Source organism: Arenimonas sp. (genome assembly GCF_041919775.1).
Classification (GTDB): Bacteria; Pseudomonadota; Gammaproteobacteria; order Xanthomonadales; family Xanthomonadaceae; genus Arenimonas.
Window position 1 is genome coordinate 24,265 of record NZ_JAYRTE010000004.1, and the last position, 20,629, is coordinate 44,893.

At 68.6% G+C, this 20,629-nt stretch carries 18 protein-coding genes and 1 pseudogene; 8 read left to right on the forward strand and 11 right to left on the reverse strand.

Annotated elements, in window-relative coordinates; translation table 11 throughout:
• Nucleotides 1-22: 22 nt before the first annotated feature.
• From ACE3TE_RS03740 to ACE3TE_RS03770, 7 genes are all read right to left on the reverse strand, one after another.
• Nucleotides 23-3,154, reverse strand: a complete 3,132-nt coding sequence (locus ACE3TE_RS03740; RefSeq protein WP_374602312.1) for an efflux RND transporter permease subunit — start codon at nucleotides 3,152-3,154, stop codon at nucleotides 23-25.
• 1 nt (nucleotide 3,155) lies between these two features.
• Nucleotides 3,156-4,466 carry an efflux RND transporter periplasmic adaptor subunit gene (locus ACE3TE_RS03745; protein WP_374602314.1) on the reverse strand — a complete coding sequence of 437 codons (1,311 nt, stop codon included), beginning with the start codon at nucleotides 4,464-4,466 and terminating at the stop codon, nucleotides 3,156-3,158.
• Nucleotides 4,463-5,671: a TolC family protein gene (locus tag ACE3TE_RS03750; RefSeq protein WP_374602315.1), complete on the reverse strand. Its 1,209-nt coding sequence runs from the start codon at nucleotides 5,669-5,671 to the stop codon at nucleotides 4,463-4,465. Before ACE3TE_RS03750 ends, ACE3TE_RS03745 begins: the two co-directional genes overlap by 4 nt.
• 210 nt (nucleotides 5,672-5,881) lie before the next feature.
• Nucleotides 5,882-6,298 carry a hypothetical protein gene (locus ACE3TE_RS03755; RefSeq protein ID WP_374602317.1) on the reverse strand — a complete coding sequence of 139 codons (417 nt, stop codon included), beginning with the start codon at nucleotides 6,296-6,298 and terminating at the stop codon, nucleotides 5,882-5,884.
• An 87-nt stretch (nucleotides 6,299-6,385) separates the two neighbouring features.
• The gene (locus ACE3TE_RS03760; protein ID WP_374602319.1) at nucleotides 6,386-6,943 is read right to left on the reverse strand and encodes a BLUF domain-containing protein; all 558 of its coding nucleotides are present in this window, start codon (nucleotides 6,941-6,943) and stop codon (nucleotides 6,386-6,388) included.
• A 68-nt stretch (nucleotides 6,944-7,011) separates the two neighbouring features.
• Nucleotides 7,012-7,509 (reverse strand): hypothetical protein, encoded by a 498-nt coding sequence (locus ACE3TE_RS03765; RefSeq protein ID WP_374602321.1) that lies wholly within the window; start codon nucleotides 7,507-7,509, stop codon nucleotides 7,012-7,014.
• An 89-nt stretch (nucleotides 7,510-7,598) separates the two neighbouring features.
• On the reverse strand, nucleotides 7,599-8,048 hold the full coding sequence (locus ACE3TE_RS03770) for a DUF305 domain-containing protein (protein ID WP_374602323.1): 450 nt from the start codon (nucleotides 8,046-8,048) through the stop codon (nucleotides 7,599-7,601).
• A 74-nt stretch (nucleotides 8,049-8,122) separates the two neighbouring features.
• On the opposite strand from ACE3TE_RS03770, the pseudogene ACE3TE_RS03775 reads away from it, so the two are divergent.
• A pseudogene (locus tag ACE3TE_RS03775) lies at nucleotides 8,123-8,299 on the forward strand (HupB); the annotation flags it as partial.
• A gap of 87 nt (nucleotides 8,300-8,386) precedes the next feature.
• Here ACE3TE_RS03775 and ACE3TE_RS03780 read toward each other — a convergent pair.
• A complete protein-coding gene (locus tag ACE3TE_RS03780) occupies nucleotides 8,387-8,941 on the reverse strand; it encodes a DUF2058 domain-containing protein (protein WP_374602325.1) in 555 nt (184 codons plus the stop codon).
• Between the two features lie 24 nt (nucleotides 8,942-8,965).
• A complete protein-coding gene (locus tag ACE3TE_RS03785) occupies nucleotides 8,966-10,585 on the reverse strand; it encodes a diguanylate cyclase (protein ID WP_374602326.1) in 1,620 nt (539 codons plus the stop codon).
• A gap of 156 nt (nucleotides 10,586-10,741) precedes the next feature.
• Between ACE3TE_RS03785 and ACE3TE_RS03790 the strand changes: the two genes are divergently transcribed.
• The 7 genes from ACE3TE_RS03790 to cueR all read left to right on the forward strand — a co-directional run bounded on the left by ACE3TE_RS03790 (nucleotide 10,742) and on the right by cueR (nucleotide 19,452).
• Nucleotides 10,742-12,472 carry a hypothetical protein gene (locus tag ACE3TE_RS03790; protein ID WP_374602328.1) on the forward strand — a complete coding sequence of 577 codons (1,731 nt, stop codon included), beginning with the start codon at nucleotides 10,742-10,744 and terminating at the stop codon, nucleotides 12,470-12,472.
• Between the two features lie 111 nt (nucleotides 12,473-12,583).
• Complete coding sequence (locus tag ACE3TE_RS03795) at nucleotides 12,584-12,934, forward strand: CopL family metal-binding regulatory protein (protein WP_374602330.1); 351 nt, start codon at nucleotides 12,584-12,586, stop codon at nucleotides 12,932-12,934.
• A gap of 88 nt (nucleotides 12,935-13,022) precedes the next feature.
• Nucleotides 13,023-14,654, forward strand: a complete 1,632-nt coding sequence (locus ACE3TE_RS03800; protein ID WP_374602332.1) for a TolC family protein — start codon at nucleotides 13,023-13,025, stop codon at nucleotides 14,652-14,654.
• Nucleotides 14,651-15,958, forward strand: a complete 1,308-nt coding sequence (locus ACE3TE_RS03805; protein WP_374602334.1) for a multicopper oxidase family protein — start codon at nucleotides 14,651-14,653, stop codon at nucleotides 15,956-15,958. The genes ACE3TE_RS03800 and ACE3TE_RS03805 overlap by 4 nt, the downstream gene beginning before the upstream one ends.
• A gap of 15 nt (nucleotides 15,959-15,973) precedes the next feature.
• The gene (locus ACE3TE_RS03810) at nucleotides 15,974-16,465 is read left to right on the forward strand and encodes a DUF411 domain-containing protein (protein ID WP_374602336.1); all 492 of its coding nucleotides are present in this window, start codon (nucleotides 15,974-15,976) and stop codon (nucleotides 16,463-16,465) included.
• 61 nt (nucleotides 16,466-16,526) lie between these two features.
• Complete coding sequence (locus ACE3TE_RS03815; protein WP_374602338.1) at nucleotides 16,527-18,986, forward strand: heavy metal translocating P-type ATPase; 2,460 nt, start codon at nucleotides 16,527-16,529, stop codon at nucleotides 18,984-18,986.
• Nucleotides 18,987-19,002: 16 nt separating this feature from the next.
• Nucleotides 19,003-19,452 carry a Cu(I)-responsive transcriptional regulator gene (gene cueR / locus ACE3TE_RS03820; protein ID WP_374602340.1) on the forward strand — a complete coding sequence of 150 codons (450 nt, stop codon included), beginning with the start codon at nucleotides 19,003-19,005 and terminating at the stop codon, nucleotides 19,450-19,452.
• Between the two features lie 35 nt (nucleotides 19,453-19,487).
• Here cueR and ACE3TE_RS03825 read toward each other — a convergent pair whose 3' ends face one another.
• Both ACE3TE_RS03825 and ACE3TE_RS03830 read right to left on the reverse strand, forming a co-directional pair.
• The gene (locus ACE3TE_RS03825; protein WP_374602342.1) at nucleotides 19,488-20,171 is read right to left on the reverse strand and encodes a 4'-phosphopantetheinyl transferase superfamily protein; all 684 of its coding nucleotides are present in this window, start codon (nucleotides 20,169-20,171) and stop codon (nucleotides 19,488-19,490) included.
• A 9-nt stretch (nucleotides 20,172-20,180) separates the two neighbouring features.
• Nucleotides 20,181-20,618 carry an excinuclease ATPase subunit gene (locus ACE3TE_RS03830; protein WP_374602344.1) on the reverse strand — a complete coding sequence of 146 codons (438 nt, stop codon included), beginning with the start codon at nucleotides 20,616-20,618 and terminating at the stop codon, nucleotides 20,181-20,183.
• Nucleotides 20,619-20,629 lie beyond the last annotated feature (11 nt).

Genomic DNA, 20,629 nt, shown 5'->3' on the forward strand with positions numbered 1-20,629 from the left:
GGGTGGACGTGCTCGTGGGTGCTCATCGGTGGTCCTTTGTCGGTGCCGGCAGGCGCCGGATCTTCAGCAGGGCGTAGATCGCTGGTATCACGACCAGGGTCAATACGGTCGAGGACACCATGCCGCCCACCATGGGCGCTGCGATGCGGCGCATGACTTCCGATCCGGTGCCGGTGCTCCACATGATTGGCAGCAGGCCGGCCATGATCGCCACCACCGTCATCATCTTGGGCCGGACGCGCTCGACCGCGCCTTCGACGATCGCGTCTACGACGTCGCCCCGGGTCAGTCGCTCGCCCCGGTGGCCGCGGGCCGTGATTCGACCTTCGAGCGCGTGGTCGAGGTAAATGAGCATCACCACGCCTGTTTCGGCGGCCACGCCAGCCAGGGCGATGAAGCCCACGGCGACGGCAACGCTGAGGTTGTAGTCAAGCGCCCAGAGCAGCCAGACGCCACCCACCAGCGCAAACGGCACCGAAAGCATCACGATCAGTGATTCGGTGACCCGGCGGAAGTTGAGGTACAGCAGGAGGAAGATGATGGCCAGCGTGACCGGCACCACGATCTTCATCCTGGCGGTGGCACGCTGCATGTACTCGTACTGGCCACTCCAGGTGGCGTAGTAACCTGGCGGGAACGTGACGTCCCGGGCCACCGCTTCCTGCGCCGCCTCGACGTAGGCGCCCAGGTCGGCATCGCGGGTGTCGACGTAGATGTAGGCCGAAAGCAGCGAATTTTCCGTGCGGATCGACGGCGCCCCCTTGCGGATGCTGATGGTCGCCACTTCGCCCAACGGCACCTGGGCGCCGTCCGGGGTCGCCACCAGCACCTGCCGGGCAATGGCTTCCGGGCTGTCGCGCAGGTCCCGTGGGTAACGCACGATGACCGCGAATCGTTCGCGACCTTCGACCGTCGTGGTGACCCGTTCGCCGCCCAGGGCGGTGGCGACGACCTGCAACAGGTCGCCGACCGCAAGCCCGTAGCGGGCAAGCTGCTGCCGGTCGGGATCAATGTCGAGATAGTAGCCGCCGGTCAGGCGCTCGGCGTAGACACTGGTCGTTCCTGGCACGGTGCGAACGGCTGCTTCGATCTTCCTGGCCAGCCGCTCCATTTCGCCCAGGTCGGAGCCAAAGACCTTGATGCCGACCGGGGTGCGGATGCCGGTGGCGAGCATGTCGGTGCGGGCCTTGATCGGCATCGTCCAGGAGTTGGCCACGCCCGGGAACTGCAGGGCCGCGTCCATTTCGGCAACCAGCTTGTCCACGGTCATGCCCTCGCGCCACTGGCTTGCGGGTTTGAGGTTGATGGTCGTCTCGAACATCTCCAGCGGCGCCGGGTCTGTGGCGGTCCGGGCGCGGCCTGCCTTGCCAAAAACCGACTCGACCTCGGGAAAGGTCTTGATGATCCGGTCCTGCTGCTGCAGGAGCTCGGCGGCCTTGGTCACCGACATGCCGGGCAGGGAGCTTGGCATGTAAAGCAGGGTCCCTTCATTTAGCGTCGGCATGAATTCGCTGCCCAGTCGCATGGCGGGCCAGGCAGAGGCCAGCATGACGGCCAGGGCCACCACCAGGGTGGCGGCCTTGTGCCTGAGCACGACGGCGATGACCGGCCGATAGGCCGCGATCAGCGCCCGGTTCACGGGGTTTTTCGCCTCGGGCAGGATCCGGCCACGAATGAAAAGCAGCATCAGCACCGGCACCAGGGTTACCGACAGCAATGCGCCCGCGGCCATGGCGAAGGTCTTGGTGAAGGCCAGCGGCTGGAACAGGCGGCCTTCCTGGGCCTCGAGCGCGAATACCGGCATGAACGACACCGTGATGATCAGCAGGCTGAAGAACAGGGCCGGGCCGACCTCGCGGCAGGCGTTGATGATCAGCTGCATGCGTGGCGTGCCGCCGTCGTCGCGCTCGATGTGCTTGTGCGCGTTCTCGATCATCACGATGGCGGCGTCCACCATGGCTCCGATGGCGATGGCGATGCCGCCCAGGCTCATGATGTTCGAGTTCATGCCCAGCAGGCGCATGGCCAGGAAGGCAATGAGCACGCCGACCGGAAGCATGATGATGGCCACCAGGGCGCTGCGGACATGCAGCAGGAAAACGAAGCAGACCAGGGCGACGATCAGGCTTTCTTCGACCAGGGTCCAGCGCAGCGTGGCGATGGCCCGGTGGATCAGGTCGGAGCGGTCATACACCGTCCGGATGCTGACGCCCTCGGGCAGTCCCGGTCCGATCTCGGCGATCTTTTGCTTGAGTCCGTCGATGACCGCCAGGGCGTTCTCGCCATAGCGTGCCACGGCGATGCCGGCGACCACCTCGCCCTCGCCGTTGAGTTCGGCGATGCCGCGCCGCCCGGCCGGCACCAGCTCCACCCGGGCCACGTCCCCGACAAGGACCGGGGTTCCGCCCTCGGCCTTTACCACCAGCTGCTCGATGTCCCCGATGCCGCGCAGGTAGCCGCGGCCCCGGATCATGTATTCGGTTTCGGTCATTTCCAGGACGCGTCCGCCGACGTCGCGGTTGCTCGCGGCGATGACCTCGGAGACACGGGAAAGTGGCACCCCGTACTGGCGCAGGCGTCCGGGATCGACCGTTACCGAATACTGGCGCACGAAGCCGCCGACGCTGGCGACTTCGGCCACTCCCGGGGCCTTGGCCAGCTGGTAGCGCACGTACCAGTCCTGGATGGCGCGAAGCTGGTCGAGCGACCACTGTTCGCCCTCCAGGACGTACTGGTAGACCCAGCCCACGCCCGTGGCGTCGGGCCCCAGCGTGGGGGTGACGCCATCGGGCATCTGGCTGGACGCACTGTTGAGGTATTCGAGCACGCGGGAGCGTGCCCAGTAGATATCCGTGCCGTCCTCGAAGATCACGTACACGAAGGATGCGCCGAAGAAGGAGAAGCCACGGACCACCCGCGACTTGGGCACGGCCAGCATGGCCGTGGTCAGTGGATAGGTGACCTGGTCCTCGACCACCTGCGGCGCCTGCCCAGGCACTTCGGTGAATACGATCACCTGCACGTCGGACAGGTCGGGCAGGGCGTCAAGGGGGGTCCTGGCCACGGCGTAGATGCCGGCGGCGGTGACGGCGACGGTCATCACCAGCACCAGGATGACGTTGCGCACGGACCATTCGATCAGGCGGGCCAGCATGTCAGTGGTCTCCGTCGTGACCGGCGTGCGGGTCGGCCGGCGCCGTCGGCTCCGGCGGCCCGGCGGACTCCATCGACTCCAGAGCCGCGCGCAGATTGCTCTCGGCATCGATCAGGAAGTTCGCCGACACTACGACGGACTCACCGGCCTTGACGCCAGAAAGCACCGCGACCCGGTCGCCCGCGCGTGCGCCGAGCTCGACGTCGCGCGGCGCGAAGCGGCCCGGTGCCGTCTGCACGAACACGCGCTGGCGGGTCCCGGAATCGATGACGGCCGAACGGGGAATCGTGACGTAGTGTTCGACGGCACCACCGACGAGTTCGACGGTTCCGAAAAGACCCGGACGGATGACGCCATCCGGATTGGGCAGGACGACCCGGATACCGACGGTCCTGCTTGCCATGTCGACCACGGGCTGGATGAAACTCACCTCACCCTCGAAGCGCTGGCCGGGCAGGCTCGGGGTCTCGAAGATGGCCCGGGAACCGATCGCCAGGTCCCCCGAAGACGAGGTCGGTACCTGCGCAACGACCCACACCGTGGAAAGGTCGGCAAGCCGTAGGACCGTCTCGCCAGGCTCGAACCGGTCGCCCTGCACGACGGGTTTTTCGACAATCACGGCATCGGCGGGCGACGAGATCAGCAGGCGTGCCGCATCTCCCTGGCGCGTGGCGCTGGCCCCCGACACCTCCCAGTTGCGCAAGCGCGTGCGGGCTGCATCACGCAATCGGCGCATGGTGGCGGCGCTGGCGGGGTCGCTTTGCGCCAGGCGCCTGGCCGCCGCATCCGCCACGTCGTATTCGCCCTGGGCCGCGACCAGTTCCGGGCTGTATATCGCCATGAGCGGCTGGCCGCGTTCGACCGCCATCCCTGTCTGGTTCGCATGGAGGGTTTCGATCCAGCCCTCGAAGCGCGGGGCGACCGCGAATTCCCGGGTCTCGTCGATCTCGACGCTCGCGCTGGCGCGTACGGTGCCCGACAGCGCTTCGTGCACGGCTTCTTCCGTGCGCACGCCCAGAAGCTGGACCTTGCCGGGAGGGATGACGACGGTTCCCGGCTCGGTTTCGGGCTCCTCGCCGGCATAGACGGGAATGTAATCCATGCCCATGGAGTCCTTCTTGGGAACCGGCGACGGATCGGCCAGCCCCATGGGATTGCGGTAGTAGAGGATCTGGCGTTCGGCAGGCGCGGCGTCGCTGGCGTGCGTGCCCGCGGTTTCAACGACCGGCGCGAACTCACGCCCGGCCCACCAGCCGATCGCCAGGGCCGCGACAACGGCGGTGACGAGCATGATCATGGTGTTCCGGTTCATTCGACACTCCCGAGCAGGGCGCGCACGGCCGCAGCGCCAATCAGTTCATCGCGACGGGCATCGGCCCGGGCAAGGTCGGCACCCAGCCACCCATCCAGGGCCTCGAGCAGGGTGCCGAAGTCGACCTCGCCGACCCGGTAGCTGGCGAGGGCGGATTCGAAGTTGGCCTGGGCCTGCGGCAGCAGGGTCTGTTCGATCAGCTGGCGCCGTTCGCGTGCGCTGCCGGCCTGCGCCCATGCCTGGCCCAACTGGCCTTGAAGCGCCGTCTCCAGCGCCTCGGTTCGCGCCCTTGCGGCGACAGCCATTTGCCGGGCTTCGCGCTCGCGCTCGCGGCGTGCACGCTGCTGCAGCGGGATCTCCACTTCGAACATGATTTCGTTGGCGTCCGCCTGGTCGTCGCGCCGCATGCGCCCGACGCCGAGCGTGAGGTCGGGAAAGCGCTGGCGGCGCTGGAGCAGGGCGGCAATGTCGGCCGCGCCGGCCATCGCGGTGCTGGCTTCCAGGGCGGGATGCCGGGACATGGCCAGCAAGCCCAGGGCGTCGCCCAGCGAGGCGGTGGGCAAGGCCAGCACGGGTTCGTCCGCGGGTTCGGCCAGGCGCGCATCAGCCTGACGGCCCAAGGCAGCGTTCAAAGCGGCCATCGCCTCGTCGCGGACCGCCAGCCGGCGGATTCGCTCCGCCTGGAGGGTAGTGCGGGCAACCTGGGCGCGGATCGAGTCCTGCTGCGCCGCCACGCCCAACGAATAGCGCAGGCGGGCGATTTCTTCCATCTGCGCCAGCAACCGGACCTGGCGGTCCAGCACTTCGACACCCGTGCCCGCATGCCAGAAGCGCACGTAGGCCTGCTCGGCCCGGGCCAGCAGGTCCAGGGCCGCGGCCTCGCGTTCGAGGCCTGCGGCATCGGCCTGTCGTCGGGCGATGTCGCGTGCCAGACCGCGTTTGCCCCATAGCGGTATGGGCTGCTTCACGCCGTAAAACGCCGAGCCGGTGTCGCCCATGCGTTGCAGCCTGATCTCGACCCTCGGGTCGGGCATGGCCCCGGCGGGATGGATTCGTGCCTGTGCGGCCTCGGCGTCGGCCTGCATGGCCTGCAGGTCCGGATTGTGGGTCAGCAGCCAGGTGCGCACCGAGGCCAGGTCGGCGCCGGGAACCGGCGTCTTGGCCAACGCCAATGGCTGGGCGGAAAACAGAATGGCCAGGGTCAAGGCCAGGGCATGCAGCACCTGACCGGGGAAAGGGGCAGGGGGGCGCCCTGGCACTGAATGGGAATACGGGGATCTCATGGAGGTCGCCTTGCACGGCTGCAGGCCAGCGGGGCCGCAGAAGTGGGTCGGACGGCGGCGGCCACGGATTGCGGCCGAGCCGATGCACCCGGCCAAGGCGCACAGCAGCGCCGGCCGGTCAGCGACAGGAGATCAAATCAGCAGAAGACTGGCGGGGTGTCGGATCGGCCCGTGCCAGGATGGCTGCGGCCCCGGCGCCTGGCTGGCCTCGGGTTCCCGCGGCAAGCGTCGCAGCGTCACGACGGGCACGATCGGCAGCGGACCCAGGGCCGGAACGGCAAGCACGCGCGCCGCGTCGGAATTCAGGTCGGTCCGGCTGCAATGCGTGTCACATACGGGCGAAGCTTCCGCGGTCGCAGATGACGGCGGATGGCAGGGAGGCTCGTCAGCTGCAGCCTGGGCCGCCGACGCCGCATGGGCGGTGCCAAAGGCCATGCTCGCCAAGGTGCAGGCCGGATGGCTGGCCAGGGCGAGCTGCGTCCAAAGCAGCGCCACCATCGCCAGGATGGAGAGGGGTGCGCACAGGCGGTGGCGTCGCAATCGCTTCATTTCAGCGCACACACTACGCCGATTCCCCGGGCAGTGGCTTGACCCGGGTCAAGTGCCTGAACCCCGGGGCCTCCCAGGACCCCAGGCTCAGCGCAGCCAGCTCGCCGCCGCTGCGCCGACGGCCACGACCAAGCCGGTGGCCACGGCTACCCGCGCCAGCAGCATGTGCCGCGCCGATGGTTCGAGGCCGGTCACTGGCTCCCCGGGTGGCGCGACGTCGGGGCGCTCGAGGAGCAAGCCGACCATTTCATCGACCAGGGCGGGCGGGAAAGAGTGCGGGTCGAAGCCGCTGCGGCCGTGGCGGGCCAGTAGCTTCTGCACCTCCGGGGCGTTGGGTACGTGCTTCATGGCCCATTCGCCGAAGCTCGGTTCGTCGATCTCGCGTCGGTCGAGCAGGCGGACATCACGATGGCGCGGGTCGGCAGCAAGCCGGTCGTAGAGCGCCTGGACTTCGGACTCGCGTCCCTCCAGGCACTGGAAGAAGCTGCCATCGGCGAAGTACAGACCGCCCACGATGCGCTGCCGGGCGTTGTTGCGCCGCGACTGCACCAGGATGCGCGCGACTTCCGGGTGGATGCCGGCGCCTTCGCGGATGGGCGCGAAGGTCGAACGGCTGGCGTAGACGAGTCGGAGATGGCGGGACATGGGGCACCTGACGGAAGTTCCAGGCCGACAGCTTGCCCCGCCGCCCGCATTCGGGCCGTGAAATCGACTCAGGTCATCTGCGAACTTTCCTCGAACGCGAGCCGGCGGGTGCCGGCCTGGACGAGCAGGGGCTCGAGCTTCGCGTGGTCTTCATCCGTGGCATCCACGACCAGCAGCAGACGGCCCGCCTTGACCTCGTCCTCGAACTTCTGGCGCACCGGGTCGGGCAGGGCAGAGCCCATCAGCGCGGCGGACCAGGTGCCCGCCGCCGCGCCGGCGGCGGCGATGGCGGCCGCGCCCGCAAGGGTGACGCCCAAGCCGGGAATCGCCACGGCGATCAGGCCGGCCACCAGGCCGGTGGCGCCACCGCCCAGCGCGCCCTTCGCGGCCGCGGGCATGAAATCGGTGCGCGATTCGCGGAACTGTTCGGGAATCACCTCCATCTCAAGGTCCGAACGTGCGATCAGCGCGATGTCCTCGTCCGCGACGCCGGCCTGGCGCAAGGCGCCGACGGCGCTGGCGGCGACATCAACATCCTGCGCGAGGAATACATGTTTGGTCTTCATGGTGTTTGCCTCCGCTGTGTTTGCAGTCACCACCAGCTATACACGGGTGGCTGTTTCCCGACGGTGAACGGTGAACCGGCAGCCATTTGCTAGCGTGATTCGAGATCCTCGATCAGCTTCTTCATTTCCGCGATCTCGCGCTCCTGGGCGGCGATGATTTCATCCGCGAGTTCGCGTACCCGGGGATCTTCGATGCGGGCGCGCTTGCTGGTGAGGATGGCGATGGAGTGGTGTGGGATCATCGCCTTCATGTAGGAGACGTCGTCCACCGTCGACTGGCTGCGGACCAGCCACAGGCTGCCGGCGAAGACGCCCACCGCGGCGACGAGGATGCCGAGGTTGATGCGTTTGTCCTTGTACATGCCCCGCATGAAACCGAGCATCGCCACGGCCATGCCGGCCACCATGATCACCGTCATCCACGCGCGCGTCTGGCTGAAGAAAACGTGGCCGGTTTCGTAGGTGTGCAGGTACATCAGCCCGTACATCAGCAGGCCGGACGTGAGCAGCATCAGGGCGAAGCGGAGATAGGGGTTCATGCAGCCTCCGGATTGGCATGGTTCGTGGATTGCACCAAGTACCTTCCAAGTTCCGTACCAACAAGGAGGACGCCATGCCGCGCGGAGATAAGTCCAGCTACACCGACAAGCAAAAGCGCAAGGCCGAGCACATCGAGGAAAGCTACAAGGAGCGCGGTGTGTCGCAGGAAGAGGCGGAGAAACGCGCCTGGGCCACCGTCAACAAGGAGGACGGTGGCGGCAACAAGTCCGGCTCGGGGCGGAAGAATTCGTCCTGAGCCCGCTCGCGCTGACCGGGATTGGTCTTGGAAAATGCAGGCTGCCCGTGCAGCCTGCACGGGCGTCCGGGTTGCCTGGCCTCACCAGATGAGGTCGTCGGGCACCTTGAACTGCGCGTAATAAGCGTCGTCTTCCGACGATGGCGCGTCCGCCGGGGTGCCGGCCGGTACGCCGTGGTCGAGCACCACAAGCGAGGCGTCGCGCTCGCGCACCTTCTCGCCGGCGGCACGTGGCAGCAGCACGTAGCGGTCATCCAGTCGTGCGATCACGAGCTGGCCGGCCGACAGCTTGCGGCGGAGTTCGTCGCTGACCAGCACCGTCCGGATGGCGCCGTCGGCGGTGAAGCGGTATTCGCTTTCTCCTTCGGGCGGCAGCTTCTTGTCGCGGATGATCTGGCGCGCCTGGGCCTTGAGCTCGGCGGCCTGGACGCGGGCTTTCTGCTGCGCCGCCAGGGCGCGATCGCGGGCGACCTTTTCCTCGCGCACGCGCTCGGCTTCGCGGCGGATGTCGTCCGGGTCCATGTTGCCCTTGCCAAGGCGCGCCTTGTCCTGTTCGCGGGCGACCTGGGCCACCTTCGATTTCTTGGCCAGGCCGGCCTTGAGCAGTTGTTCCTGTAGCGGATTGGGTTTGGCCATGCGGGCATTGTACCCGCGGCCGGCTCAGGCCTCGACGCGGTTGCGGCCGCCTGCCTTGGCCCGGTAAAGCTGCTGGTCGGCTTTTTCCACCAGCGTCGTGGGCGCGACCTCATGCGAGGGCCGGATGGTGGCGACGCCGAGGCTGATGGTCACCACGCCGGTGGCCTCGTTGCCGACGTGGGGCAGGGCGAGTTCCTCGACGCGCCGGCGCAAGGCCTCGGCCACGGCCAGCGCAGCCGCGGCGTCGGCACCCGGAAGGATGACCGCGAACTCCTCGCCGCCGTAACGGGCAACCAGGTCGCCGCCCTGGCGAACGCCCGCCTTCAGCGCCGCCGCGACCTGCTGCAGGCAGGCGTCGCCGGCGACGTGGCCGTAGTGGTCGTTGTAGCGCTTGAAGAAGTCGATGTCGGCCATGATCACCGAGAGTTCGCAGCCCTGGCGGATCGAACGCTCCCACTCGCGCACGAGCCCTTCGTCGAAGCTGCGGCGGTTGGCGATGCGGGTCAGGCCGTCGGTGGCGGAAAGTTCGCGCAGGCGCTCTTCCAGTTCCTTCTGCGCCGAGACATCCTGCAGCACGACGACGAAGTGTTCGATGTCTCCGGCGTCGTCGCGAACCACTTCGGCCAGCGCGCCGACCGGATACTGGCTGCCGTCGTCGCGCAGGGCCCAGATCTCCTCCTGCCAGTGGTCGCCGGCGGCGATCGCGGCTTCGACGCGCGCCTGCAGCCCCGGGTCCAGGGTCAGGGCAGGGGGCACGCGGCCGATGACGTCCTCGGCGCGGCGGCCGGAAAGCTTTTCGTAGGCCGGGTTGACGCGCAGGATGCGAAGCTGCGGGTCGAGCACCATGATCGCTTCGCTGGTGTGGCGAACCACGACGTCGGCGAGGCGCTGGCCTTCCTGAGCCCGGTAGAGTTCGGCCAGTCGCTCCGAAAGCACCTGCCCGAGCGCCGCGGTGCGCAGGCCGGCCCGGCGCTGCAGTTCCAGGCCCAGCAGGAAAAGCGCGATGAGCGCCAGCACGAGGCCCGAAATGAGCAGCGCCATGCCGCGGTAGCGCTCACGGGCGCTGAGCCAGTCTTCCTGGGCGAGGTCGACGCCAAGCAGGGCCACCAGCCGGCCTTCATGGTGGATCGGGGCCAGCGCGCTGACCCAGGTGCCCCATTCATCCTCGACCACGCCAGAGAACACCGGCTGTTCGGTGTTGACCAGCAGGCGCAGGTTTTCCGAGGGGCCGCTATAGACATCGCCTGGCGCCGAGTAGTCTGGCGATTCGGGGTCTTCGGCGTCCGCCAGGAAAAGGAAGCTCTGTGCACCGGAATCCACCGGCCGCATCAGGTAAACGAACCGGAAGCCCGGGTTGGCCTGGTGCAGTTTGGCCAACTGGACCCGCACGTGTTCATGGGTGGCGGTGCCCGCATCATCCGGATGGCCCCGCAGCGAGGCGATGCTCCCGGCGTCGAGCAGCGCGGCCGCGGTGCTGACGATGGCCAGCCCGTGGCGCTTCTCCAGGGATTCGCCGAAGGCCGTGAGCTTGCCGACGAACCAGACCGAGCCGGCGAGCGCTGCCAGGAACAGCAGCAGGCCGAACCAGAGCGGGCTGCGGCGTGCTTCCGGTAGCGTCGGGACGGCGGGCTTCGGGGTGGCCATGGCCGGAGTTTACGTTGGGGGTTGTCGGAGCGAACCTGCTCTGGGTCAAGCTTGAGTAGGTGCGCATAATGTATATTATGTCAAATACGATCTGTCCCACCCCAGCCCCCGCATGCGTTGGCTGAAACGGAATCCCATACCGGCTGCCTCCTCCCGATGCCCCAGGTTCGCGATGCCCTCCTGAACCTGGTGATCGGCGTCACCGGCCATCGCGACATCCCGGTCGGGGAACATGAGGCCCTGCAGGCGCGCGTCGTCCAGCTGATCCAGCGACTCAGGCGCGACTTCCCGGACCTTCCGCTGCTCATGCTCAACCCGCTGGCCGAGGGTGGCGACCGCATCGCGGCCCGTGCGGCCCGAGCGATGGCGGTGCCGCTGTTCGTGCCACTGCCATTTGCCGTCGAGGAATACGAGCAGGATTTCGAAACCCCGGACTCCCTGGCCGAGTTCCGGGACCTGCTGGACGGCAGCGAGGTCCGCGTACTGCCGCTGGCGCCCGGCGTCAGCGCCGAAGATATCCGGCAGCGCGGCGAAGCGCGCAACCGCCAGTACGCGCAGCTGGGCATGTTCGTTTCTTCGCACTGCCAGGTGCTGCTGGCGCTGTGGGACGGCCGCCCGAGCACGGCCCTGGGCGGCACCGGCCAGGTGGTTGATTTCCATATCGCCAACGTCATGCCCGAGCTTGGCGAACGCGACGTCGCCCCGAACCTGCTGGCCGACGACGAGAGCGACCTGGTGTTCCACATCGCCTGCTCGCGGCGGCTGGCGCCGGGAAGCCAGCGGCCACTGCATGCGCCGACCCTGGCGCACTGGGTGACCGCCGATGGTTCGGTACCCGAGGCCCGCGGACTGCCCGAGGCCTATCGGCGCGTCTTCAACCAGATGGCGGCCTTCAATGCCGACACCCAGCGACACTGGCATGCCATCCAGGCCAACTACCCTCGCCTGCTGCCCGCAGATCCGCCCGTTCCGGTGCCGGCCGGTATCCTTCGCATCGAGCGCCTGTTCGGTGCCGCCGACTGGCTGGCGCTGCATTTCCGCCAGCGGGTCCGGCTCAACCTGCAGGCAAGCCATTTCGCCGCGGTGCTGATGGGCCTTTGCTTCATCGTCTATTCCGACCTGTTGCCGAGGCGGGAGCTGGTGCTCGCTTTCCTGGGCTTGTTCGCGCTGGGTTACGCCGTGGCCTGGGTTGGCCGGCGCCGGCAGTGGCAGCGCAAGTACCTCGATTACCGCGGTCTCTCCGAAGGCCTTCGCGTGCAGTTGTACTGGCGCCTGGCCGGCGTGCAGGTGCCGGCCGACGGCAGCCTGGGTTACGACAGTTTCCTGCAAAAACAGGACGTGGAACTGAGCTGGATCCGCCACGCCATGCGCGGTACCAGCCTGGTCCAGGACAGCGGCGCCGGCGGTGATCCGCGCTGGCTGCGGTGGACGATCCACAACTGGGTCGGTGATGCCGATGGCACAGGTGGCCAGCTCGAGTATTTCCGCCGGGGAAGCCAGCAACGTGCCACTGCTTACCTGTACACCGAACGCCTTGGTCGCCTGGCGCTGCTGGCAGGCCTGGGCGGTGCGCTGGTGCTGGCGATCGCGGGTCCGCAGCTGGACGAAGCCAGCCAGGCCGGGCTGCTGATCTTCATGGGCCTGCTGCCGCTGATCGCCGGCATCCGGGAAGCCTATTCGTTCAAGAAGGCCGACAAGGAGCTGATCAAGCAGTTCCAGTTCATGGCGCGCCTGTTCGCGAGCTGCAGCGTACGCCTGGCGCGGGCGTCCTCTGACGAAGAACGCCGCGAGCTGCTGCTGGCGCTCGGGCGCGCCTGCCTGGAGGAACACGCGGAGTGGATCCTGCTGCACCGCGACCGGCCGCTCGAACTGCAGGGGCCGCAATAAGCGCGGCGGGTCGCAGCGCGTCTTTGCTCAAGCGACCGCACCGGGCCGGCTTGACCTTGTCCCGGGGGCAAGGCTCACGCTCGCCCGACAAGTCAGGTGTAAACTTCACCCATGTCCGTTTTCCGCGTCCTGAGGTATCTGGTGCTCGTCCTGGCCCTGGTGGCCGGCGGCGTGGCGCCGGGTTTTGCCCAAGAAGCGCAGCCGATGCCTGAAACGGGCATGCAGTCGCCCTGCCATGGCATGGACGGTGAACTGGTGGACACGGCCGTCGAGCCCGCCGGCCATGGCGACTGCTGCGACGGCGGCGAGTGCCGCTGCGACTGCCTGCAGCACAGCCCGGCCGGCGTCGTGATGCTGCGCCAGCTGGCGCAGATGCCAGCCGCAGGCCAGCTCGTCATGCCCGCCGCGGCCACTCGCTTGCCGGCGCGTACGATTCCCGCGATCCGACCTCCGATCGCCTGAAGCCAGGGCGGACGCCCGTCCGCCACGCCTGCTGCTGCCCGGCTGAAGCCGGGTCGGGTCCCTTCCCGGGACGTTTCCGGAGACTTCCATGATTGCCCTCCTCTCCCGCGCCCTGCTGGCGCTGGTCCTTGTTTCGGCGCTGGCCGGCTGTGCCTCGATGGCGCCGCAGCCACGCGACGCCGACATCACCGAGCTGCTTGCCGAACGCGGCGGCCCTGCAGTGGACTGGTCTGCCGTGGCGGCGACCGACGAAGAAAAAACGCGCCTCGGCCGCTGGCTCTCCGAGCCGATGACCCTCGATGCAGCCACCCGTGTGGCGATGCTGCGCAGCCCGCGCCTGCGCGAACATTACGCCCGCCTGGGCCTGGCCCGGGCCGAAGTGCTGGAAGCCGTGGAAATCGAAAACCCGCGTTTGTCCTTCCAGCGCATGTCGATCGACGGCGGCGGCCACAGCCGCACCACCGGCCTCTCGATGCCGCTGCTGGACCTGCTGCTGCTGCCCGCCAGGGTGCGACTGGCCGCGACCGATTACGACCGGGCGCGCTACGACGTCGCCGGCGCGGTGCTCGACACCGTGGCCGAGGTCGAAGCGGCCTGGTATGCCTACGTCACCGCCCGCCAGGTCGCGGGCATGCGCGAGGCGGTCAGCGAAGCGGCCGCGGCCAGCGCAGAACTTGCCGAACGGTTCCACGCCGCCGGCAACATCAGCGCGCTGCAGCTGGCGCAGGAGCAAGCCGCCGCCAGCCAGGCCTACATCGAGGCCCTGCAGGCGCGCGCCGACGCCGGTCGCCACCGCCTCGCGCTGCATACCCTGCTGGGCCTGCGCGGCGAAGAAGCGAACTGGGAAGCCAGCGACTCCCTGCCGCTGCCGGTGCCCACCGAGGATGACCCGGAGCAGTTGGCGAGCCTGGCCCGCGACGGCAACCTCGCCGTGCTCGCCGCCCGCGCCGAGGCGGAAGTGCTGGCCGACGCACTGGGCCTGACCCGCACCCTGCGCTGGTTCGGCGGCAGCGAGATCGGCTACGAACGCGAGCGCGAAGCCGATGGCGCCCGCCTGCAGGGCCCGGAAATTTCGCTGGAGCTGCCGATCTTCAACCAGGGCCAGGCAAAGCTGGCCCGCGCCGAGGCCCGGCTGATGGAAGCGCTGGCGCGCGTGGAGCAGGCCGAACTGGCGGCAGACAACGGCGTGCGCACGGGTGCGCAGACCGTGGCCGCGCTGCGCGAGGTGGTGGACATCCACCGCCTCGCCCTGGTGCCGCAGCGAGAGTCGATCGTCGCACGCCAGCAGGAACGGCAGAATTTCATGCTGATCGGCGTGTTCGAGCTGATCCAGGCCAAGGTCGCCGAATACGACGCCTACCAGGCCTACCTCGAAGCCGTGCGCGACTACTGGCTGGCCCGCGTCGAACTGGCCCGCCAGGTCGGCCGTCGCCTGCCCAGCGACGCCCGCATCGATGCGCGCACACCGTCGCTGCAGGAAATCCTCGGCCCGGAAGAAGCGCCGGCCATGGACCACTCGGCGCACGGAGGCATGGACCATTCGATGCACGGAGACGCCAAGGCTGCCGAACCAGAAGAAATGGACCATTCGATGCATGAAGGCATGGACCACTCCGGCCACGACATGCCGTCGAAGCCTGGACCCGCCGACGTTCACGAAGAATCCGACGACGACACATCATCCGATCAACACGACCATCACCACGGAGCCACCCCATGAGCCTGTCCCGACGCAAGCTGCTGATCGGCGCCGGCGCCGGACTGGCCGGTGCCGCCGCGCTGCCCGCCCTCGCCCAGGCCGCGCCGGCGGCGCGCACGGCCACCGAAAACGCGCCCGCCGCCCGCCGCGCCCACGGCAAGGTGCGCACGCTCAACGGTTGGTCCCTGCCCCATCGTATGAACGGAGGCGTCAAGGAATTCCACCTGGTGGCCGAAGAGTTCGAGCACGAATTCGCGCCCGGCTCCAAGGCCGTGGTCTGGGGCTACAACGGCTCCACGCCGGGCCCGACCATCGAAGCCGTGGAAGGCGACCGCGTGCGCATCTACGTCACCAACCGCCTGAAGGAAGCCACCACCATCCACTGGCACGGCCTGATCCTGCCCAGCGGCATGGACGGCGTCGGTGGCCTGTCGCAGCCTCAGATCCAGCCCGGCGAGACCTTCGCCTACGAGTTCGACCTGGTGCAGCACGGCACCCACATGTACCACCCGCACGCCGACGAAATGGTGCAGCTGGCGATGGGCATGATGGGTCTGCTGGTCATCCATCCGCGCGGCGGCGACCAAGTCGACCGCGACTACGCGCTGCTGCTGCACAACTTCGCGCTGCACCCGGGCACGTACCGGCCGGATCCGTCGGTGATGCAGGACTTCGACCTTTGGACCTTCAACTCCAAGGTCTTCCCGGCCATCGAACCGATGGTGGCGCGCACCGGTGAACGCGTGCGCATCCGCGTCGGCAACCTGAGCATGTGGAACCACCCCATCCACCTGCATGGCGTGCAGTTCGAGGTAACCGGCAGCGACGGCGGCCGCTGGCCGAAGGCACAGTGGCGACGGGAGGTTACCGAGATCATCGGCGTCGGCCAGATGCGCGACATCGAGTTCACCGCCGTGCCCGGCGACTGGGCCTTCCACTGCCACATGTCGCACCACACGATGGGTCCGATGGGCCACGAGATCCCGAACACCCAGGGCGTTGACCAGTCCGGCGTCGAGCAAAAGATCCGGCGCATGCTGCCCGGCTACATGGCCATGGGCCAGCACGGCATGTCCGAACACCAGGAGCACACCGACAGCGGCCACATGAAGGGCCCGGAGAACACGCTGGCGATGATGGCCGGCAAGGGCCCGTTCGGGAACATCGAGATGGGCGGCATGTTCACCGTGGTCAAGGTGCGCGACGACATCGCGCCCGGTGATTTCAGCGATCCCGGCTGGTACGCCAATCCGCCCGGCACGGTCGCCCGCCGCGTCAGCAACGATCCCGCCTTCGGCGCCCCGGTGCGCCGCCAGAACACCTGAGAAGGAGCAAACCCGATGAAAGTTTTCGCCACCACCCTCGCCCTGGCCGCGCTGCTGTTCGCCGCGCCGCTGGCCGCACAAACGACCGCCGCGGCGCCCGCCAACGCCAGCCCCGTGGACAACAGCCTGCCCCTGGTCACTGTGCACAAGAGTCCCTACTGCGGCTGCTGCAAGCTGTGGGTGGACCACATGCGCGCCGAAGGTTTCGAAGTGCGCGTGGTCGAGACCGAAGACATGGGCCCGGTGAAGCAGCGCGTCGGCATCCCGCCGGCCAAGGGCTCGTGCCACACCGCCGAGGTGGACGGTTATTTCGTCGAAGGCCACGTGCCGGCTGAAGACGTCAAGCGCCTGCTCGCCGAACGTCCGAAGGCCCGCGGCCTCACCGTGCCGGGGATGCCGGCCGGTTCGCCGGGCATGGAAATGCCCGACGGCCGCGTGCAGCCCTACACCGTCGAACTGATCACCCCGGACGGCAAGGCCGAACCCTTCGCCCGCCACGGCGACTGATGGCTTGACCTTGCCATGATGGGAAGGCCCAGGCTGCGTGCATCGTCCAGAGGAATCCGCCATGAACACGCACCCGCCTGAGTTGCCCGCCGTTTCGCCCGCCAGCTTCCGCTTCGGCGTCACCGGCATGAGCTGCGCCTCCTGCGTGGGCCGGGTCGAAAAGGCCCTGGCCCAGGTGCCGGGCGTACTGATGGCCAGCGTCAACCTGGCCACGGAAACGGCGGCTGTCACCACCGACGGCAGCCCGTCGGCTGCCACGCTGGCGGCGGCCGTTGAAAAAGCCGGCTACGGCGTCGCCATCGAGGAGGTGTCGATGGCGATCCTGGGCATGAGCTGCGCGTCCTGCGTCGGCCGCATCGAAAAGGCATTGGCGGCCGTGCCGGGCGTGCAGTCGGCCAGCGTCAACCTGGCCACTGAAACCGCCCGGGTGCAGGTGCTGGCGGGCACGGCTTCCGAAGACCTGGTCGCCGCGGTCGCCGCCGCCGGTTACGAGGTGGCGCCTGAGAAAAATGAAGCCGCGGACGCCCCTGTCCCGGGCGAGGCCGCTGTGCCATCCGCCAGGGAGGAGCTGGCCAGCCGCGAACGCCGGCACCTGCTGATCGCCGCGCTGCTGTCGCTGCCGCTGGCCGCGCCGATGCTGGGCATGCTGTTCGACCAGCACTGGGCGCTGCCGGGCTGGTGGCAGTTCGCGCTGGCGACGCCGGTGCAGTTCTGGCTGGGTGCCCGCTTTTATCGCGCCGGCTGGAAGGCGCTGCGTGCCGGCACCGGCAACATGGACCTGCTGGTCGCGCTGGGCACCAGCGCCGGCTACGGCCTGAGCGTCTACCATCTGTTGTTCACCCAGCCGCACCACGGCGAACCACCGCTGTACTTCGAAGCCTCGGCGGTGATCATCACGCTGATCCTGATGGGCAAGTGGCTCGAGGCGCGCGCCAAGCGCCAGACCACCGAAGCGATCCGTGCCCTGCAGGCACTGCGGCCGACGACGGCGCGCGTGCGCCAGGCCGACGGACGCGAAACGCAGGTGCCAGTTTCGCAGGTGCGCGTCGGCGATGATGTGGTCGTACTGCCGGGCGAACGTTTCCCGGTCGATGGCGAGGTGCTCGAAGGCCGCAGCCACGCCGACGAATCCCTGATCAGCGGTGAATCGCTGCCGGTCCCGAAAGAAACCGGAGACCGCATCACCGGCGGCGCCGTCAACGGCGAAGGCCGCCTGCTGGTGCGCACCACCGCGGTGGGCGCGGAATCGGCGCTGGCGCGCATCATCCGCCTGGTCGAAGACGCCCAGGCCAGGAAGGCGCCGATCCAGCGCCTCGTCGATCGCGTCAGCGCGGTGTTCGTGCCGGTGGTGGTGGTGATCGCGCTGGCCACGCTGCTGGGCTGGGGCCTGGCCACCGGCGACTGGACCAATGCGGTGCTCAACGCCGTCGCCGTGCTGGTGATCGCCTGCCCCTGTGCGCTGGGCCTGGCCACGCCGACGGCGATCATGGCCGGCACCGGCGTTGCTGCACGGGCCGGAATCCTGATCAAGGACGCCGAAGCACTGGAAACCACCCGTAGTCTGCGCACGGTCGCCTTCGACAAGACCGGCACGCTGACGCTGGGCCAGCCGAAGCTGGCGGCCCTGCAGGCCGTGGATGGCGACGACGGCCGGCTGCTGGCGCTGGCCGCTGCACTGCAGCAGGGCAGCGAACACCCGCTTGCACGCGCGGTGCTGGAAGCGGCATCGGTCCGTGGCCCCCTGCCCGCACCTGCGGCCGATTCGGCGGTGCTGCAGGGTCGCGGCATCGAAGGCGCGGTGGGTGGCGAACACGTTGTGCTGGGCAGCGCACGGCTGATGCAGGAGCTGGGTGTCGATCTGGGTTCACTGGCGCAGGTGGGCCAGGACCAGGCCAGCCAGGGCCACTCGGTGTCATGGCTGGCGGCAGGAACGAAGCAGGCGCCGCGCCTGGTGGGCCTGCTGGCCTTCGGCGACCCGCCGCGTCCGGAAGCCGCGGAGGCCATCGCTTTGCTGAAGGCGCAGGGCATCCGTTCGGTCATGGTTTCCGGCGACAACGCCGGCGCCGCCCGCGCCGTCGCCACGGCGCTGGGGATGGATCCGGCCGACGTGCGCGCCGAGGTGCTGCCCGCCGACAAGGCCGGCGTGGTGCGCGAACTGTCCGCCGACGGTCCGGTGGGCATGGTCGGCGACGGCGTCAACGACGCCCCGGCGCTGGCCGCGGCCGCGGTCGGTTTCGCGATGGGCAGCGGCACCGACGTGGCGATGCATGCCGCCGGCGTCACCCTGATGCGCGGCGATCCGCGCCTGGTCGCCGATGCCATCGACGTCTCCCGCCGCACCACCCGCAAGATCCACCAGAACCTGTTCTGGGCCTTCGTCTACAACGTGGTCGGCATCCCGCTGGCGGCGGCCGGCCTGCTCGATCCGGTGGTCGCCGGTGCGGCGATGGCGCTCTCGAGCGTCAGCGTGGTATCGAACACGCTGCTGCTGCGGCGCTGGAAGCCGCAGGCGCGGCACTGACTCACAGGAGGTCGCCATGGCCACCCGCGCCACCCGTCCCGAACTGTCCGAAGCCAAGGGCCAGGGCCTGCACAACATCGGCGAGGCGTCGGCGCTGACCGGCGTGTCGGCGAAGATGATCCGCCACTATGAAAGCACCGGCCTGATCCCGCCGGCCAGCCGCACTTTAGCCAACTACCGGCTCTACAGCGACGCCGACCTGCATCGCCTGCGCTTCATCAAGCGCTCGCGCACGCTGGGATTCTCGATGAAGCAGATCGGGCAGCTGCTGGGGCTGTGGTCCGATCCCGGGCGCAGCAGCGCCGTGGTCAAAAAGCTGGCGCTGGCGCACGCCCGCGACCTGTCGCAGCGCATCGCCGAGATGCAGGCGATGCAGCGCACGCTGGAAAAGCTGGCGAAAAATTGCCACGGCGACAACCGGCCCGAGTGCCCGATCCTGGACGACCTGGCGGCCGACGAGTCGTAAGCGGCCGCCGGCGTGGCCTCAGTCGGGCAGGAGTTTCAGTCCGGCAGGCTCTCGTAACACCAGGCGTCGGGCGCAGGCAGCGCCTGGGCCGCCTGCACCTGCACCCGGGCGCCAGGCCAGGCGGCCAGGGCCAGCACGCCCTGCCCCGGCAGGTCCCAGCGCCAGGCTTCGGCGGCGGCAGAATCCGCTTCGCGGGCAAGCATGCGTCGCGCACGCGAAGGCTGCAGGCCGTCGCCGCAACGTTTGCCGAAGGCTTCCTTCAGACTCCAGGTGGAAAGGAACTGTCGCAGCTGCCCGTCCGCCGGCGTCTCTTCGAGCGTGCGGCATTCTTCCGGCGAAAACGTGAAGCCGGCGAGCGCGGCCAGATCGCGCGGGCGGCCGGGGTATTCCAGGTCCAGGCCCACGGGTTGGCTGGCCACGGCGACAGCGACAAAACCGCCGCTGTGGCTCAGCGAAACGCACAGCCGGGTGTTGCGCAGGCCTAGGGACGGCTGGCCGCGTTCGTCGCTCTCCAACTGCCAGTCGGCGGCTGCACCGCCGCGGCAGCGCGCCGCCAGGTCGCGCACCAGCCAGTGCCCCGCCAGGAACTGGCGCCGCCGCAGCGGCGCCGTCATCGCTTCAAGGCGCTGTCGTTCGGCGGCGGTCAACCAGTCCACGCCGACGGTGGCCAGCGATTCGATCGCTTCCAGCGCGGCCAGCTCGACGTGGCAGTCGGCCATCGTTCGGGATCAGCGCGAAACCGTCGCGTAGGTGCCCTTGAGCGCCACGCCGGCCATGATCGCCCCGGCCGCGCACTCGTATTGCGTCGGGCTGGAGAACTCCTGCTTCTTGTAGTTGCTGGTGATGTCCACCACCGCATTGGCGCCGCGCGAACGCGCCTGGTCCTGCATCGCCAGCAGTACGCTCATCAGCACCCAGCGGCAGGCTTCCTCGTCACTCTTGTTGACGGCGTTGGTCTTTCGGTTGGAATTGGCCACGCCGAGGCGCTTGCTGATTGCCGGGGTCGGCGCGCCGGCCAGATGAAAACTGACCGAGCCGTCGAGCGTGCCGTCGGAAAGTCCTGACTTAACCGCTTCGGCGAAGTCGAGATGCAGGCGGGTATCGCGTGCCTGGGCGGTCGAGGCGGCCAGGACGGCGAACAGGAAAATCGGGACGAGATTCTTCATCGGGGCAAGGT